The sequence below is a fragment of the Streptomyces sp. NPDC021749 genome (genome assembly GCF_040640655.1).
Taxonomy (GTDB): Bacteria; Actinomycetota; Actinomycetes; order Streptomycetales; family Streptomycetaceae; genus Streptomyces.
Genome location: NZ_JBFACE010000018.1, coordinates 57,784 through 73,301 on the forward strand (window position 1 = coordinate 57,784; position 15,518 = coordinate 73,301).

10 protein-coding genes and 3 pseudogenes are annotated in these 15,518 nt (G+C 75.3%); 10 read left to right on the top strand and 3 right to left on the bottom strand.

The genetic code is table 11. The annotated features are described in order from the left end of the window. The first annotated feature begins 50 nt into the window (after window positions 1-50). Complete coding sequence (locus tag AB0G35_RS19595) at window positions 51-1,397, top strand: aromatic acid/H+ symport family MFS transporter (RefSeq protein ID WP_360950559.1); 1,347 nt, start codon at window positions 51-53, stop codon at window positions 1,395-1,397. A 229-nt stretch (window positions 1,398-1,626) separates the two neighbouring features. Here AB0G35_RS19595 and AB0G35_RS19600 read toward each other — a convergent pair whose 3' ends face one another. After that, on the bottom strand, window positions 1,627-2,052 hold the full coding sequence (locus AB0G35_RS19600; protein ID WP_360950562.1) for a hypothetical protein: 426 nt from the start codon (window positions 2,050-2,052) through the stop codon (window positions 1,627-1,629). Continuing rightward, complete coding sequence (locus AB0G35_RS19605; RefSeq protein WP_360950565.1) at window positions 2,049-3,935, bottom strand: IclR family transcriptional regulator C-terminal domain-containing protein; 1,887 nt, start codon at window positions 3,933-3,935, stop codon at window positions 2,049-2,051. Before AB0G35_RS19605 ends, AB0G35_RS19600 begins: the two co-directional genes overlap by 4 nt. A 201-nt stretch (window positions 3,936-4,136) precedes the next feature. Between AB0G35_RS19605 and AB0G35_RS19610 the strand changes: the two are divergent. The 8 genes and pseudogenes from AB0G35_RS19610 to AB0G35_RS19645 all read left to right on the top strand — a co-directional run. After that, a pseudogene (locus AB0G35_RS19610) lies at window positions 4,137-4,931 on the top strand (CoA-transferase); the annotation flags it as partial. Window positions 4,932-5,156: 225 nt separating this feature from the next. Beyond that, window positions 5,157-5,903 (top strand): annotated as a pseudogene (locus AB0G35_RS19615) (CoA-transferase); the annotation flags it as partial. A gap of 176 nt (window positions 5,904-6,079) precedes the next feature. Beyond that, complete coding sequence (locus AB0G35_RS19620; RefSeq protein ID WP_360950568.1) at window positions 6,080-7,309, top strand: thiolase family protein; 1,230 nt, start codon at window positions 6,080-6,082, stop codon at window positions 7,307-7,309. A 341-nt stretch (window positions 7,310-7,650) separates the two neighbouring features. Further along, entirely contained in the window at window positions 7,651-8,514 is an 864-nt protein-coding gene (gene pcaH, locus AB0G35_RS19625) for a protocatechuate 3,4-dioxygenase subunit beta (protein ID WP_360950571.1), read from the top strand. Window positions 8,515-8,765: 251 nt separating this feature from the next. Beyond that, complete coding sequence (gene pcaG / locus AB0G35_RS19630; protein ID WP_360950747.1) at window positions 8,766-9,362, top strand: protocatechuate 3,4-dioxygenase subunit alpha; 597 nt, start codon at window positions 8,766-8,768, stop codon at window positions 9,360-9,362. A 220-nt stretch (window positions 9,363-9,582) separates the two neighbouring features. Then, a complete protein-coding gene (pcaB, locus tag AB0G35_RS19635) occupies window positions 9,583-11,043 on the top strand; it encodes a 3-carboxy-cis,cis-muconate cycloisomerase (RefSeq protein WP_360950574.1) in 1,461 nt (486 codons plus the stop codon). Beyond that, complete coding sequence (gene pcaD / locus AB0G35_RS19640) at window positions 11,040-11,876, top strand: 3-oxoadipate enol-lactonase (protein WP_360950577.1); 837 nt, start codon at window positions 11,040-11,042, stop codon at window positions 11,874-11,876. The genes pcaB and pcaD overlap by 4 nt, the downstream gene beginning before the upstream one ends. After that, on the top strand, window positions 11,873-13,111 hold the full coding sequence (locus AB0G35_RS19645; protein WP_360950580.1) for a 4-hydroxybenzoate 3-monooxygenase: 1,239 nt from the start codon (window positions 11,873-11,875) through the stop codon (window positions 13,109-13,111). Before pcaD ends, AB0G35_RS19645 begins: the two co-directional genes overlap by 4 nt. Here AB0G35_RS19645 and AB0G35_RS19650 read toward each other — a convergent pair. Then, the gene (locus tag AB0G35_RS19650) at window positions 13,060-14,097 is read right to left on the bottom strand and encodes a PP2C family protein-serine/threonine phosphatase (protein WP_360950750.1); all 1,038 of its coding nucleotides are present in this window, start codon (window positions 14,095-14,097) and stop codon (window positions 13,060-13,062) included. The genes AB0G35_RS19645 and AB0G35_RS19650 overlap by 52 nt on opposite strands. A gap of 316 nt (window positions 14,098-14,413) precedes the next feature. Here AB0G35_RS19650 and AB0G35_RS19655 point away from each other — a divergent pair. Beyond that, window positions 14,414-15,457 (top strand): annotated as a pseudogene (locus AB0G35_RS19655) (NAD-dependent epimerase/dehydratase family protein); the annotation flags it as partial. Window positions 15,458-15,518 lie beyond the last annotated feature (61 nt).

A 15,518-nucleotide genomic window follows, 5' to 3' on the forward strand; every position in this document is an offset into this window, starting at 1 on the left:
TCGATCGACGGTCCGGCGGTCCGCTCGCCGCATCCCAAGACGAGGTGCCCATGACACCCACCGCCCCGCGCCATACCTTCCGCTCCGTCGCGCCCGTTCTGGCGCTGTGCTGGCTCGCCGTCTTCTTCGAGGGGATGGACGTCAACGTCTACGGCGCCGTCATGCCGCGGATGCTCGACGACCCCGGGCTCGGCCTCGGCCCCGCCACGGCCGGCACCGTCGGCAGCTGGACCACCCTCGGCATGCTGGTCGCCGCCCTCGTCATCGGGCCCGTGACCGACCGCCTCGGCCGCCGCCCGGTCCTCGCCGTCAGCGTCGCCCTCTTCTCCGTCGGCTCGGCGATCTGCGCGCTCTCCGGCACCCCCGCGCCGTTCGGTGCCGGACGCTTCCTGGCCGGCCTCGGCTTCGGCTCCCTGCTGCCCATCTGCCTGTCCATGGTGCTGGAGTTCGCCCCGCCGCGCCGGGCCGCACTGGCCACCGGCCTGCTCATGACCTCGTACCACGTGGGAGGCATGGTCGCGACCGGCCTCGGGCTGACGCTCGCCCCCGCGCTCGGCTGGCGCTCGGTCTTCTGGGCCGGTGTGCTGCCCGCGCTGATCGCCGTCCCGCTGCTGCTGCGCCTGCTGCCGGAGTCCCCCGGTGTGCTGCTCGCCAAGGGCCGTACCGCCGAGGCCCATGCGATCGCCGACCACTACGGCATGGCCCGCCCCGCCCCCGCCGACGCCCCGGCCCACGGAACCGGCGGCCGGCCGTCCGCCGTCCTGGCGCTCTTCCGCCGCGACGCCCGCTGGGCCACGCCACTTCTCTGGCTCGCCTCGTTCTGCGGGCTGCTCCTGGTCTACGGCGTCGGCACCTGGCTGCCCCAGATGATGCGCGCCTCCGGATACGGCCTCAGCTCCTCGGTCAGCTTCCTGCTGGTCATCAACATCGGTGCCGTCGTCGGCATGTTCATCGCCGGCCGCACCGCCGACCGCTACGGCCCGGTGCGGGTCTCCGCCCTCTGGTTCCTGCTCACCGCCGCCGGCGCCCTGCTCCTGAGGGCGCATCTGCCGCTCGCCCTCACCTACGCCGTGGTCGCGGTCACCGGCATCTGGCTCTTCAGCGCCCAGGTGATGGTCTACGCGGCCGCCGACCGCGTCTACCCGCCCGCCGACCGCGCCACCGGCATGGGCTGGGTCACCGGCATCGGCCGCACCGGCGCCGTGGTCGGCCCCTGGCTGGGCGGCATCCTCGCCGCCGGCGGCAACGAGCAACTCGGCTTCGTGGCCTTCGCGTTGGCGGGCCTGGTGGGTGCCCTCGCCATCGTCCTGGTGCCGGTGGCCCGCCGTATCGGCAGCGGGACGGCCTCGCCGGCACCGGTGGGGGCACAGGCAGAGGCCCCGGCGGGGGCGGAGTAGCGGGGGAGGGGCGGCGCCCGGGGCTGGTCGTCCGCCACCGGCCCTCGCCGCCCCCGGCGATCAGCCGCCGATCGACGGCCGCCCGGGCCCGGTGGCTGACGTCGGGTGGCTGACGTCCGGCGGGCGGCTCGTTGGGCCGGCGCACGGCCGGGCGCGACCGGAGTAGTCGGGGCCGGCCCGCGTATGGTCCCGGCGCCGGCCCGCGCATGGCCCCGGGGCGGCGGTCAGGTCAGGCGGGCGGCTCGGCGACGTGTGTGAGGCCGCTCGTCGGATTGCCGCGGAACCATATGGCGCGGCGGTCGAGGCCGCACACGTCCAGCAGCAGTTGCAGGGCGGCGTCCTCCTCGGGGGCCGCGCGGCCGAGCCATACCAGGACGACCTCCTGCCCGTCGTGCCGGGTCAGGGCGAAGTCGGTGGTCCGGACGCGGAACACGGCGATCTGCATCGCGCCCAGGTCGTCCCAGCTCGGTTCGAGGGTCAGACGGAGACGGGCGGTGAGTGCCTCCAGGGGGACCCGCAGCCCGGCCACCAGCCGGAAGTTCGCGGCGGCGTACTCCCATGCGCTGTTCTGGAAGGCCGGATTGCGCTTCCCGCCCTGATAGGCCGGGGCCGGCTCCCAGCCCGGCTCCGGTGGCGGGACGGAGAGCGCCGTCACAGGACCGGGATCCGGACGTAGCGGCCGGCCACCGCCAGGTCCGCCTCGATGGCGGTGGCCGTCTCGCGCAGCGCAGGGAGGATCGCGTCGCGGGCGCCGGCGGCAGTGGTGCGGCCCGCATGGGTGGAGACGTTGACGGCGGCGACGACCTCGCCGGTGCGGTCGTGCACGGGGACCGCGAGCGAGCGCAGGCCCTCCTCCAGTTCCTCGTCGACCAGGGCGTATCCGTCGGTGCGGACCTGCTGGAGGACGGCGAGCAGGGCCTCCGGGTCGGTGACGGTGTGCCGGGTGAACGGCCGGAGGTCGGTGAGGGACAGCCGGGCGGACACCTCGGCCGGCGGCAGACCGGCCAGCAGGGCCCGGCCCATGGACGTCGCATACGCCGGAAAGCGGGTGCCCAGGGTGATGTTGACGCTCATGATGCGCACGGTGGGGACCCGGGCGACGTACTGGATGTCGTCGCCGGAGAGCACTGCCATCGAGGCGGAGTCGTGCACCCGCTCGACCAGCGTGGCCAGATGGGGTTGGGCGATGGCCGGCAGGGTCAGGCCCGAGAGATGCGCGAAGCCCAGCTCCAGCACCTTCGGCGTGAGCCGGAAGAGCTTGCCGTCGGAGGTGAGATAGCCGAGGTGCTCCAGGGTGATCAGGGCCCGCCGGGCGGTGGCCCGGGCCAGGCCGGTGGCCTCCGCGACGGCGGTGAGCGGGAGCGCGGTGCGGCCGGCGCCGAAGGCGGTGAGGGTGATCAGCCCGCGGGCCATCGACTCGACGAACTCGGGGCCCAGTTCCTGCTTGGAGGCCCGCATCCAGGAGGCGTGGGAGGAGTCGGCGGGGCGGGGCCCTGCGGTGTCGGCGGTGTCGCCTCTGTCGGCTGTGTCGCCTCTGTCGGTTTTCTCGGTTGTCTCGGTTGCTTCGGTTGTGTCGGCTGTGTGGGGCGCAGGGCCGGTCGTGGGCTGCTGCGGGGCGGTCAGGGCGAGTTCCATCGCCGCGACCGTGTCGCGCAGCCGGGGGAGGACCGCCCCCGGCAGCTCGGTGGCGGACAGTCGGCTGGTGTGGCTGACGACGCTGACCGCGCAGACGGCCCGGCCGTCGGGGTCCCGTACGGGCATCGCGACCGCGACCAGGCCCGGTTCGATGAGCTGGTCGTCCAGGGACCAGCCGGCGGCTCGCGCGGTGTCAACTCGCGCCTGGAAGGCAGCAGTTGAGGAGGTGGCGGTCGAGGAGGAAGTGATTGTGGGGGAGACGGTCGAGGAGGAGACGGTCGAGGAGGAGGTGGTCGAGGGGGCGAGGGTTGCGGGCGCACTCGGATCGGCCTCGTCCCCGGTGCGCGGGGGGACGGCCGGGAAGCCCGCGTCCGTCGGGTCGGCCGCGCGGCGCCGCCGCCAGCGCTCCCAGTCCGCCGCGTCCCAGGCGTCCGCGAACAGCGCCCCGGGCGCGCCGCGTTCGGCGGGCAGCAGATCGCCGATGCGGAAGGCGAGGGACATCGCGCGGCGGCGGGTGGCCTGGTGGACGAAGCGCACCCCGTCGCCGTCCGGGACCGCGAGCGAGACCGACTCGTCGAGCTCGTCGGCCAGCCGGTCGGCGAGCGGGCCCAGCCGGTCCGGGAGCCCGGACGCGGCGAGATAGGTGTTGCCCAGCTCCAGCAGCCGCGGCGCGAGCACCGCGTCCCGGCCCTCGACGCGTACGTAGCCGAGCCGGGCGAGGGTGCTCAGCACCCGGTCGACGGTGGAGCGGGCCAGGCCGGTGGCCCGCACCAGATCGCCCACCGCCTGGCGGCCGTGGCCGGCCGACAGCTCCCGCAGCACGGTCAGGCAGCGGATCAGCGGACCCACCGCTTCCGGCGGCGTGGCCGGGGAGGGCGGTGCGGCGGGGGCGGGGTGGGTCATGGCCTCTCCCTCGTGCGGTGATCTCGTCCGAACCGTACCGGGCGGACCGTTGACAGGGCCGGGGGCGGGGTCCAGACTCAGAGCGGCTCCATTATGAACATAAGTTCACTGGGCGAACATCGCAAGAACGAAGGCGGGGCGATCCACCATCCCCAGCGCCCGGATCTTCGTCTTCGACAGAGGCTGGAGGGCATGGCCGATATGGCCGACATCCGTTCGTTGCACGAGGCCGTCGCGGAGCTGATCCACGACGGGGACACCGTGGCGCTGGAGGGGTTCACCCACCTCATCCCGTTCGCCGCGGCGCACGAGATCATCCGCCAGGGCCGCACCGGCCTCACGCTCGCCCGGATGACCCCCGACGTGGTCTACGACCAGCTGATCGGCGCGGGCGTGGCGGCGAAGCTGGTCTTCTCCTGGGGAGGCAACCCGGGCGTCGGCTCGCTGCACCGCTTCCGGGACGCGGTCGAGAACGGCTGGCCCGGCCCGCTGGAGACCGACGAGCACAGCCACGCCGGCATGGCCAACCGCTACGCCGCGGGCGCGGCCGGGCTCTCGTTCGCCGTGCTGCGCGGTTACCGCGGCAGCGACATCCCCTCTCGTACACCCACGGTCGCCACCGTCACCTGCCCGTTCACCGGCGAGGAACTGGCCGCCGTCGCCGCCCTCAACCCGGACGTCACGGTCATCCACGCCCAGCAGGCCGACCGGGCCGGCAACGTCCAGCTGTGGGGCCTGACCGGCGTGCAGAAGGAGGCGGCGCTGGCCGCCCGGCGCGTCCTGGTCACGGTCGAGGAACTCGTCGACACCCTGGAGCCGCGCCCCGGCGGCATCGTCCTGCCCACCTGGGTCGTCGACGCGGTGGCGGTCGTCCCCGGCGGCGCCCATCCCTCGTACGCGGCCGGGTACTCGGTCCGTGACAACGCCTTCTACCGCCGCTGGGACGGGATTTCGCGGGACCGCGCGGCGTTCGGGCGGTGGCTGGAGGGGATCAGGGGCGGCGACGGCGGCCCCCTGACACACGCGGCAAGCATTACCGAGCCCGGCCCGGGCCTCGTCCCCGGCCCCGCCATCGTGGCCGCGCCCCGGCCCGCATCCGCCGGCGTGCTCGCGCCCGCATCCGCCCATGCGCCCGCGCCCACGCCCGCGTCGGCGCCCCCGCCCGTAACGGCCCCCGTCACCGCACCCACCCCCGCCCCGCCCTGCACCCCCGATGAGCTCATGGAGGTCAACGCGGCCCGGGCGCTGGCCGGTGCGCAGACCTGTTTCGTGGGGATCGGGCTGCCCAGTACGGCCGCCAACCTCGCCCGCCGCACCGTCAATCCGGACCTGGTGTTGATCTACGAGTCCGGCACCATCGGTTCGAAACCGACCCGGCTGCCGCTGTCCATCGGGGACGGCGAGCTGGCGGACACCGCCGATGCGGTGGTGTCCGTGCCCGAGATGTTCAACTACTGGCTGCAGGGCGGCCGGATCGACGTCGGCTTCCTCGGCGCCGCGCAGGTCGACCGGTTCGCCAACATCAACACCACCGTCGTCGACCGGGGCCCGGGCAAACCGGAGGGCCGGCTGCCGGGTGCCGGCGGCGCACCGGAGATCGCCGCCAACTGCGGCCAGGTGCTGCTGGTCCTGCGGCACAGCCGCCGGAACTTCGTCGGCGCGCTGGACTTCGTGACCACGCTCGGCCACGGCAGCGGCCCCCGGGACCGCGCCGCGCTCGGGCTGCCCGGCGCCGGACCGACCGCCGTCATCACCGACCTCGGCGTACTGCGCCCCGACCCCGGCACCGCCGAGCTCGTGCTGACCGATCTGCACCCGGGCGTGACGGTCGAACAGGTACGGGCGGCCACCGGCTGGGACCTCAAGGAGGCCGACCGGATCGGCGTCACGGCCCCGCCCACCGCCGCCGAACTCGCCGCCCTACGCGCCCTCAAGGCCGCCACCCCCCAGACCACCTCCGCCTCCGGCAACCCCCAAGCCACCCCCACATCCGGTACGCCCCAGGCCACCCCCGCCTCCCGTACCCCCCAGGCCACCCCCGCCTCCGGTACGCCCCAGGCCACCCCCACATCCGCCACGCCGCAGGCCACGCCCGCATCCGGTACGCCCGAGGCGGCCGGCGCACGGAAGGACACCGCCACCCGATGATCACCGAGCGGCCCCGGGACGTGTATGTCGTCGACGCCGTCCGTACCCCCTTCGGCAAATACGGCGGCGCGCTCGCCGGCGCCCGTCCCGACGACCTCGCCGCACATGTCGTCAAGGCCCTGGTGGACCGCGCACCAGGCCTGGATCCGGCCACGATCGACGACGTCTGGTTCGGCAACGCCAATGGCGCGGGCGAGGAGAACCGCGATGTGGCCCGGATGGCGGCGCTGCTCGCCGGGCTGCCGGTGTCCGTACCCGGCGTCACCGTCAACCGCCTCTGCGGCTCCGGCATGGAGGCCGTCATCCAGGCCGCCCGGGCCGTGGCGCTGGGGGACGCCTCGGTGGCCGTCGCCGGTGGTGTGGAGTCGATGAGCCGGGCGCCCTGGGTGCTGCCCAAGCCGGAACGCGCCTTCCCCGCTGGACCGCAGACCCTGCACTCCACCACCCTGGGCTGGCGGCTGACCAACCCCAGGATGCCCGGCGAGTGGACCATCGCCCTGGGCGAGGGCGCCGAGCTGATCGCCGACCGCGACCGGATCACCCGCGACCGGCAGGACGCCTTCGCGCTGGCCAGCCACGAGAAGGCGGCCCGGGCCCGGAAGGACGGCGCCTTCGACGCGGAGATCGTGCCGTACGGGGACGTGGCACACGACGAAGGCATCCGGGAGGACACCTCGTTGGCGGCGCTGGGGAGGCTGCGGCCGGCCTTCCGTACGGGAGGCGAGGCGGCGCGCGGGGCCACCGGGCCGGAGGCCGGCGCGGGCACCGTCACGGCCGGCAACTCCTCACCGCTCAGCGACGGTGCGGCCGCATTGCTGCTGATGGACGAGCAAGGGCTGCGCGCCTCCGGCTGCCCGCCGCTCGCCCGTATCCGCAGCAGTGCGGTCACCGGCATCGAGCCGCAGTATTTCGGGCTCGGTCCGGTCGAGGCGGCCGCCCGGGCCCTGGAGAAGGCCGGACGCGGCTTCGACGAGCTGCACACCGTCGAGCTCAACGAGGCGTTCGCCGCCCAGGCGCTCGGCTGTCTGGCCCGCTGGCCGGAGCTCGACCCCGGCATCGTCAATCCGCGGGGCGGTGCGATCGCTCTCGGCCACCCGCTCGGCGCCTCCGGGGCACGGCTCGTCGGCGCGGTCGCCCACCAACTGGCGGCCGCCCGCTCCGGAACGGGCCTCGCGACACTGTGCATCGGCGTCGGGCAGGGGTTGGCGATGGTGCTCGAAAGGTAGTTACCCGGCGGGCGTCGGGCGCCGCATCCTGCAGGGGGCGCCGCGCGCCGGAGGCGCCACAGCGTCCCGTGGCCCGCACGGACCCGACCGCCCGCACGGATCCCACTGTGCGGACGGACCGACTGCCCGCACGGACCCGAGCACCCGTACGGACCCGAGCACCCGTACGGACCCGAGCACCCGTACGGACCCGACCGCCCGCACGGATCCCACTGTGCGGACGCGCCGACCGCGCGGACGGACGACCGCCCGCACCGCCCCGGCCACCCTTCCCGGGATCGGCCACCCGCACCCGCCCGACCGCTCATACGGACCCGACCACCCGCACGGAGAGGGCATCCATGACCCTGACCCCCTTCACCCCCGCCCCGCCGGCGTTCGTGCCAGGCGCACCGCTTCCCGGTCCCCGGCCGCTCGTCGCGCCCGTACCTCCCCTCCCCACCCAGGCCGACATCAGCCGGGAGATCGCCGCCCGGTCCGCCGCCGCCGACCGGGACCGTGCCGGCGGCGCGCCCGCCCCCGTGCACCCCGCACGGGACTACACCCCGTACCGCAGCAGCACCCCCCGTCACCCCCAGCGGCCACCGGTCGAGATCGACCACCTGGCCAACCCTGAAGCCGTCGAGCTGACCGGCCCGGCGTTCGGCGTCACGGACGTCACCGACCTGGACGCCGACCTCACCCGGCAGCACCCGGGCGAGCCGCTCGGCGAGCGGATCACCGTCACCGGGCGCGTCCTCGACCGCACCGGCCGCCCGGTACGCGGTCAGCTCGTCGAGATCTGGCAGGCCAACGCCTCCGGCCGGTACGCCCACCGGCGCGACCAGCACCCGGCCCCGCTCGACCCCAACTTCACCGGCGTGGGCCGCTGTCTGACGGATGATCAGGGGCGCTACACCTTCACCACCATCAAGCCCGGCGCCTACCCCTGGCGCAATCACGACAATGCCTGGCGCCCGGCCCACATCCACTTCTCGCTCTTCGGCACGGCCTTCACCCAGCGGCTGATCACCCAGATGTACTTCCCCGGCGACCCGCTCTTCCCCTACGACCCGATCCTCCAGTCGGTCACCGACCCCGCCGCCCGCGCCCGCCTCGTCGCCGCCTACGACCACCGACTCTCCCGCCCCGAACGGACCCTGGGCTACCACTGGGACATCGTCCTGGACGGCCCGTCCGCCACCTGGACCGAGGAAGGCCGCTGATGCCCCGCGCCACCACCGAACCGGCCACCACCGAACCGGCCACCACCGAACCGGCCACCACCGAACCGGCCGGCACCGACCACCCGGCCACCGCCCCTGACCCGGCCACCGCCCCCGACCCGGCTACCGCTCCCGGACCCGCCTCTGCCGCCGACCCGGCTACCGCTCCCGGACCCGCCTCTGCCGCCGACCCGGCTACCGCTCCCGGGACCGCCCCCGCCGCCGACCCGGCTGATACCGCCACCCCGCCGCTGCCCCCGACGCCCTCGCAGACCATCGGCCCGTTCTACGGCTACGCCCTCCCGTTCCCCGGCGGCGAACAGATCGCGCCGGCCGGACGGCCCGGCGCGATCACCCTCCACGGCCGGGTGCGGGACGGGGATGGCGCCCCGGTGCCGGACGCCCTGCTGGAGTTCTGGCAGGCCGGCCCGGACGGAAGCCTCACCGGCGCGCCCGGCTCGCTGCGCCGTGACCCGGTCACCGGCGCCGTCATCGGCCGGCACGGCCTGGACTTCACGGGATTCGGCCGGGTCCCCACCGACGCCGACGGCCGCTACGTCCTGCACACGCTGCCCGCCACCGCCCCGGCCGGCCACCCCGGCGCCGCTCCCTACCTTGCGGTCTGCGTCTTCGCCCGCGGGCTGCTGCACCACCTCTTCACCCGCGTCTACTTCCCCGAGCACACCGAGGCCCACGCCGCCGACCCGCTGCTGGCACGACTGCCCGCCGACCGGGCCCGCACCCTGCTCGCCCGCCCGGACGGCCCGGACCGCTACCGCTTCGACGTCCAGTTGCAGCAGACCGCCGACGGCACCCACGAGGAGACGGTCTTCCTTGCGTTCCGATGACCGGCTCCGCTCCGATGACGGGCTCCGCTCCGATGACGGGCTCCGCTCCGACGACCGCGCTCGTTCCGATGACGGGCTCCGCTCCGACGACCGCGCTCGTTCCGATGACGGGCTCCGCTCCGACGACCGCGCCCGTTCCGACGACCGGCGTTCCGCCGCCCTGCCTGCTCCGCCCGCTCCGCCCACCCCGGCACCTCAACTCCCTTACGAAGAAGCCGACGTGGGGCTCCTCGCGCCGTCCCGAGCCGGCTCCGCCGTGGCCTCCGCCACCGGGGACGCCGCATATCTGCGCGCCCTGCTCGACGCCGAGGTCGCACTGACCCGCGCCCAGGCCACCGTCGGGCAGGCGCCGGAGGACGCGGCCGCTGCCGTCGCCGCCGCGGCCGCCGAGCCCGGCCGCCACGACCCCGGCACGCTCGCCCGGCGGGCCCGGGCCGCGGGCAACCCCGTCGTCCCGCTCGTCGCCGACCTGACCGCCGCGGTCGCCGCCCGTGCGCCGGAGGCCGCCGGCCATGTCCATCGGGGCGCCACCAGCCAGGACATCCTCGACACCGCCACCATGCTGCTCTGCAAGCGGGCGTTGGAGCCGGTGCTGGCGGACCTGGCCCGGACGGCCGAGGCGCTGCGCCGTATCGCCGCCGCGCACCGGGACACCCCGATGGCCGGCCGGACCCTCACCCAGCACGCGGTGCCGACGACCTTCGGCCTCAAGGCCGCGGGCTGGCGCAGCCTGGTGCTCGACGCCCACGACCGGCTCGCGGCCGTCCGCGCCGCCCTGCCCGTCCAACTGGGCGGCGCAGCCGGCACCCTGGCCGCGTTCCACGCGTACGCCGAGGCCGAGCACACACCCGCCGCCACGGACTCCGACCCCGACCCGGACCCCAGCCCCGACCCGGACCCCAACCCCGACCCCAACCCGACCCGCAACCCCGGCACCCGGCTGCTCGCCGCCTACGCCGCCGAGACCGGGCTCGCCGAACCGGCCCTGCCCTGGCACACCCTGCGTACGCCGGTCGCCGATCTCGCCGGGGCGCTCGCCTTCACCGCGGGTGCCCTCGGCAAGCTCGCCGCAGACGTCCTGACCCTCTCCCGCACCGAGATCGGCGAGCTGTCGGAGGGCAGCGGCGGTGGATCGTCCGCCATGCCGCACAAGGCCAACCCGGTGCGCGCCACGCTGATCGCGGCCGCCGCCCGTCAGGTCCCGGCGCTCGCCGCGGTGCTGTACGGTGCGCTGGCCGCGGAGGACGAGCGTCCGGCCGGCGCCTGGCACGCCGAGTGGCAGCCGCTGCGGGACGCCCTGCGGCTGGTGGGCGGCGCCGCCCGGGACGCCGCCGAGCTGACCGGTGACCTCCGGGTGCATCCGGACCGCATGCGGCACAACCTCGACGCCACCGGTGGTCTGGTCGTCAGCGAACGGCTGGTCGCGGCCCTCACCGCCCGGACCGGCCGCGCCGAGGCCCGCCGCCTCCTGGACGCCGCGGCCCGCCGCGCCGCCGAGCGGGGCGTCCCCCTGGCTGGGGCACTGCGCGACGCCCCGCCGCCGGACCGGCTGCCGGAAGACCTCGACCAGCTTCACCTACTGGACCAACTCCTCGACCCGACCGCCTACCTGGGCTCCGCCGGTGTCCTCGTGGACCGGGCGCTGGAACGTACCGTGCACACCCCGCAGGAGCCCGTATGACCCGTCCGCCCGCCGGCCCGCCGCCGTACCACGCCCTTGACGGTCCGGACGGCGCTCCACCGCTCGTCCTGGGGCCCTCCCTCGGTACCGAACTCGCCGTCTGGGAGCCTCAACTGGACGCGCTGTCACGGCGGTTCCGCGTCGTTCGCTGGGACCTCCCGGGGCACGGAGGCGCACCCTCCGTCGCCACCACCACCGTCCCGGCCCTCGCCCGCGGCGTCCTCGCGCTCGCCGACGGCCTCGGCATCGGCCGTTTCCGCTACGCGGGGATCTCGCTCGGTGGCGCGGTCGGTGCCTGGCTCGCCGCCCACCACCCCGAGCGGGTCGCCTCGCTCGTCCTGATCTGTTCCTCCGCCCGGTTCGGCGAACCGGACGCCTGGCGCGAACGGGCCGCGCTGGTGCGGGAGTCGGGGCTCGGGCCGGTCGCCGACACCGCCGCCGGCCGCTGGTTCACGCCGGACTTCGCGGCCTCCCCGGAGGCCGCCGCGCTGCTCGGCACCCTGCGGCGGCGTATCGCCCCCGCCGGCTACGCGGCCTGCTGCGACGCCCTCGCCGGCTACGACCTGCGCGGCGACCTCGCCCGCATCACCGCCCCCACCCTCGTCGTCGCCGGCCGCACCGATCCGGCCACCCCACCCCCGCACGCCCGGGAACTCGTCGACGGCATCCCCGGTGCCGGCCTCCTCGAACTGCCCGGCGCCGCGCACCTCGCCAACGTCGAACGTCCCGCCGCCGTCCTGGCCGCCCTCCTCGGCCACCTCACCGCACCGCCGGACGCCCCGGGGGCGCTCCGCGTCCCCGTCCCGTACCCCTCGGAAGGAACCGCGCCGTGACACCCCCACCGCCCGTCCGCCGCACCACCGTCGGCATCATCGGCGGCGGCCCCGCCGGACTGCTGCTGGCCCGTCTGCTGCACCGTGCCGGCATCGACTGCGCCGTCCTGGAGAGCCGCGACCGCGGTTACGTGGAGCGGCGGCAGCGCGCCGGCATCCTCGAACAGGGCACCGTCGACGTGCTGCGCGGCTGCGGAGCCGGGGCACGGCTGGACCGCGAGGGCCTGGTCCACGACGGCATCGAGCTGCGCTTCGCCGGGCGGTCCCACCGCCTCGACTTCCCGTCGCTCACCGGCGGCCGCCGGGTGACGGTCTACGCCCAGACGGAGGTCGTCAAGGACCTCATCGCTCTCCAACTCGCGGACGGTGCACCGCTGTTGTTCGGCGCGGAGGCACTCACCGTCGAGGGGGCGGACGGGGACCGCCCCGCCGTCCACTACCGGTACCGGGGCCGCGTGCACACCCTGCACTGCGACTACGTGGTCGGCTGCGACGGCTTCCACGGCGTGGCACGCCGGGCGGTCCCGGAGGGCGAACGCCGCACCTACGAGCGCGGCTACCCGTACTCCTGGCTCGGTGTGCTCGCCGACGTCCCGCCCTCCGCCGACGAACTGATCTACGCCCACTCCGCGCGCGGCTTCGCCCTGTTCAGCATGCGCGGCCCGACCGTCAGCCGGCTCTACCTCCAGGTGCCCAACGGCACCGACCCGGCGGACTGGACCGACGACCGGATCTGGGAGGAACTGGAGACCCGCGCGGCCGTCGACCCGGCCACCGGCGCCGCCCCCTGGAAGCTGGCGCGCGGGCCGATCACCGCCAAGTCCGTCCTGCCCATGCGCAGTTCCGTCACCGAACCGATGCGGTACGGGCGGCTGCTGCTGGCGGGCGATGCGGCGCACATCGTGCCGCCCACCGGGGCCAAGGGCCTCAACCTCGCCGTCGCCGACGTCACCGTCCTCGCCCGCGCCCTCGACCACCTGCACACGACCGGCTCGGCGGAGCTGCTGGACGCCTACTCCGCCACCTGCCTGCGCCGGGTCTGGCGTGCCGAACACTTCTCGGCCTTCATGACGACGACCCTGCACACCGCCCCGGACCAGTCGCCGTTCGACACCCGGCTGCAGCTCGCCCAGCTCGACCGGATCGCCACCGCACCGCACGCCGCGGCCGAACTCGCCGAGAACTACACCGGACTGCCGCTCCCCGCGATCCCGGCGGGCCGCTCGTCGCGGTAGCGGACCAGCAGCATCGCCGCGTCGTCGTGCAGCGGGCCCTCGGCGTGCTCGACCAGGTCCTCGCGCACCGCGCGCAGGGCCGCCTCCGGGTCGGCGTCCTTGAGCAGCGCCGCCCGGTCGTCGAGCGGATAGAACCGGCCGAACGCGTCGCGCGCCTCGCTGACCCCGTCGGTGTAGAAGAGCAGCTGGTCGCCGGGGCTGAACGGCACTTCGTAGGGAAGCGGGGCGTCCGCGGCGTGCCAGGTGAGGCCGAGCGGAAGGGACCGCTCCGGCGGGGCGGCGAAACCGACCGTGCCGGCGGGGCGGGCGACCAGCGGCGCCGGATGGCCGTAGTTGAGCAGGGTGGCGTGCGGGCCGTCACCGATCTCGGCGAGCACGGCCGTGACGAAGCGATCGCCGGACAGATGGCGGTTCAGGGCCCGTTCGACCCGCTCGCCGACGGCCGGCAGATCGGGTTCGTCGTACGCCGCCTCGCGGAACGCGCCGAGCACCACCGCCGCGCTCTCCACGGCCTCCAGCCCCTTGCCCTGGACGTCCCCGACGATGATCCGGACACCGGCCGGCGAGGTCACCACCTCGTACAGGTCCCCGCCGATCCGGGCCTCGGCCAGCGCCGACGTGTAGGAGACCGCGATCCGCAGCGGGCCGGCGCTGCGCGGCACCGGCCGCAGCAGCACCCGCTGGGCCACCTCGGCGATCGAGCGGACACTGGCCAGTTCGGCCTCCCGGCGCTGCCGCATCACCGCGGCGACCACCCCGGCGGCGGTCACCCCGGCCACCGACAACAGCGCGGTCAGCCCCCGCCGGCTCTCGTACACCCCGTTGTAGACGCCCAGCCCGAGGCAGAGCACGAACGCGGTCAGCCCGGCCAGCGCGGTCCGCCGCCAGCCGCCGACCAGCCCGGCGAACGCGGGGCCCAGGGACACCAGCGGCAGGAAACCCACACCGGGCCCCGCGGTCAGATCGACGGCGGTGACCACGGCCATGACCGTGTAGGGGAGCACGGACAACACACGGGAGCCGGTGCAGCGCTCCCCGTTCTCCACGGCCAAGGGGTTCTCCGACGGTGTGGTGTGAGTGATCGGGTGGGGGCCGTCGGCCGTCGGACTGTCCGAAAACGGCCCCCAGACCCCCGACCTGAGCATATGCAACATATGCCGTATCGAAATACCTCGCCCGGGCCCGTTACCGAATCGCAGCGGCGCGGGCAGCCGCCGGTCACAAAGGCCCGGATCTTACGGACCCATGACACGGCCGTCGTGGCGCGGGCCGCGCCGCCCCGCCGCGCTTAGCGTGACCGGCATGCGCGTACTGGTCACCGGCGGCGCCGGATTCATCGGATCGCAGGTCGTCGACGCCCTCCTGGCCCGCGGCCACGAGCCCGTCGTCCTCGACGCACTGCTGTCCACGGCACACCGCGAACCCCCGCCGGCACGGCCCGGCACACACCGCATCGTCGCCGACGTACGGGACCGGCCGGCCGTCGAGTCCGCCCTGCGCGGCATCGACGCGGTCTGCCACCAGGCCGCCATGGTCGGCCTGGGCAAGCACTTCGCCGACGCCCCCGACTACGTCGGCTGCAACGACCTGGGAACCGCCGTCCTGCTGGCGGCGATGGCCACGGCCGGGGTGCGGCACCTGGTCCTCGCCGGATCCATGGTGGTCTACGGGGAGGGCCGCTACACCTGCCCCGCACACGGGGCGGTACGCCCGGGCCCGCGCGCGGTGGCGGACCTCGACGCCGGGCGGTTCGAACCCCGCTGCCCGCACTGCCGCTCCGTACTGCGGCCCGGCCTCGTCGACGAGACCGCGCCCGCCGATCCGCGCAACGTCTACGCGGCCACCAAGCTCGCCCAGGAGCACCTCGCCGCCTCCTGGGCCCGGGCGACCGGCGGCCGGGCCGTCGCGCTGCGCTACCACAACGTCTACGGGCCCGGCATGCCGCGCGACACCCCCTACGCCGGGGTGGCCTCCTTCTTCCGCTCCGCCCTCGCCCGCGGCGAGCCACCGACCGTGTACGAGGACGGCGGCCAGCGGCGGGACTTCGTCCATGTCCGGGACGTCGCGGCCGCCAACGCGCTGGCCCTGACCGCCCTGCCGGACCGGGCGGCCGCCACCCTGACCGCGTACAACACCGGCAGCGGCGTCCCGCACACCGTGGGCGAGATGGCCCGGACGCTGGCCGCCGCGTACGGCGGACCCGAGCCGGTGGTGACGGGGGAGTACCGGCTCGGCGACGTGCGCCACATCACCGCGTCGTCGCAGCGGATCGCCGAGGACCTCGGCTGGCGGGCGGCGACCGGATTCGAGGAGGGAATGGCCGAGTTCGCCCGGGAGGAGATGCGGGCCACCGCACCCACCGGGCCGAGCACACCCTTCCCCGTCGCCCCCCGGCCCGCCCCGGTGG

What these genes read in the sequence shown, in the direction of transcription:
- AB0G35_RS19595 (WP_360950559.1), top strand. Translation starts at nt 51, where the DNA reads ATGACACCCACCGCCCCGCGCCATACCTTCCGCTCCGTCGCGCCCGTT.
- AB0G35_RS19605 (WP_360950565.1), bottom strand. Translation starts at nt 3,935, where the DNA reads ATGACCCACCCCGCCCCCGCCGCACCGCCCTCCCCGGCCACGCCGCCG.
- AB0G35_RS19620 (WP_360950568.1), top strand. Translation starts at nt 6,080, where the DNA reads ATGATCACCGAGCGGCCCCGGGACGTGTATGTCGTCGACGCCGTCCGT.
- pcaH (WP_360950571.1), top strand. Translation starts at nt 7,651, where the DNA reads ATGACCCTGACCCCCTTCACCCCCGCCCCGCCGGCGTTCGTGCCAGGC.
- pcaD (WP_360950577.1), top strand. Translation starts at nt 11,040, where the DNA reads ATGACCCGTCCGCCCGCCGGCCCGCCGCCGTACCACGCCCTTGACGGT.
- AB0G35_RS19650 (WP_360950750.1), bottom strand. Translation starts at nt 14,097, where the DNA reads ATGGCCGTGGTCACCGCCGTCGATCTGACCGCGGGGCCCGGTGTGGGT.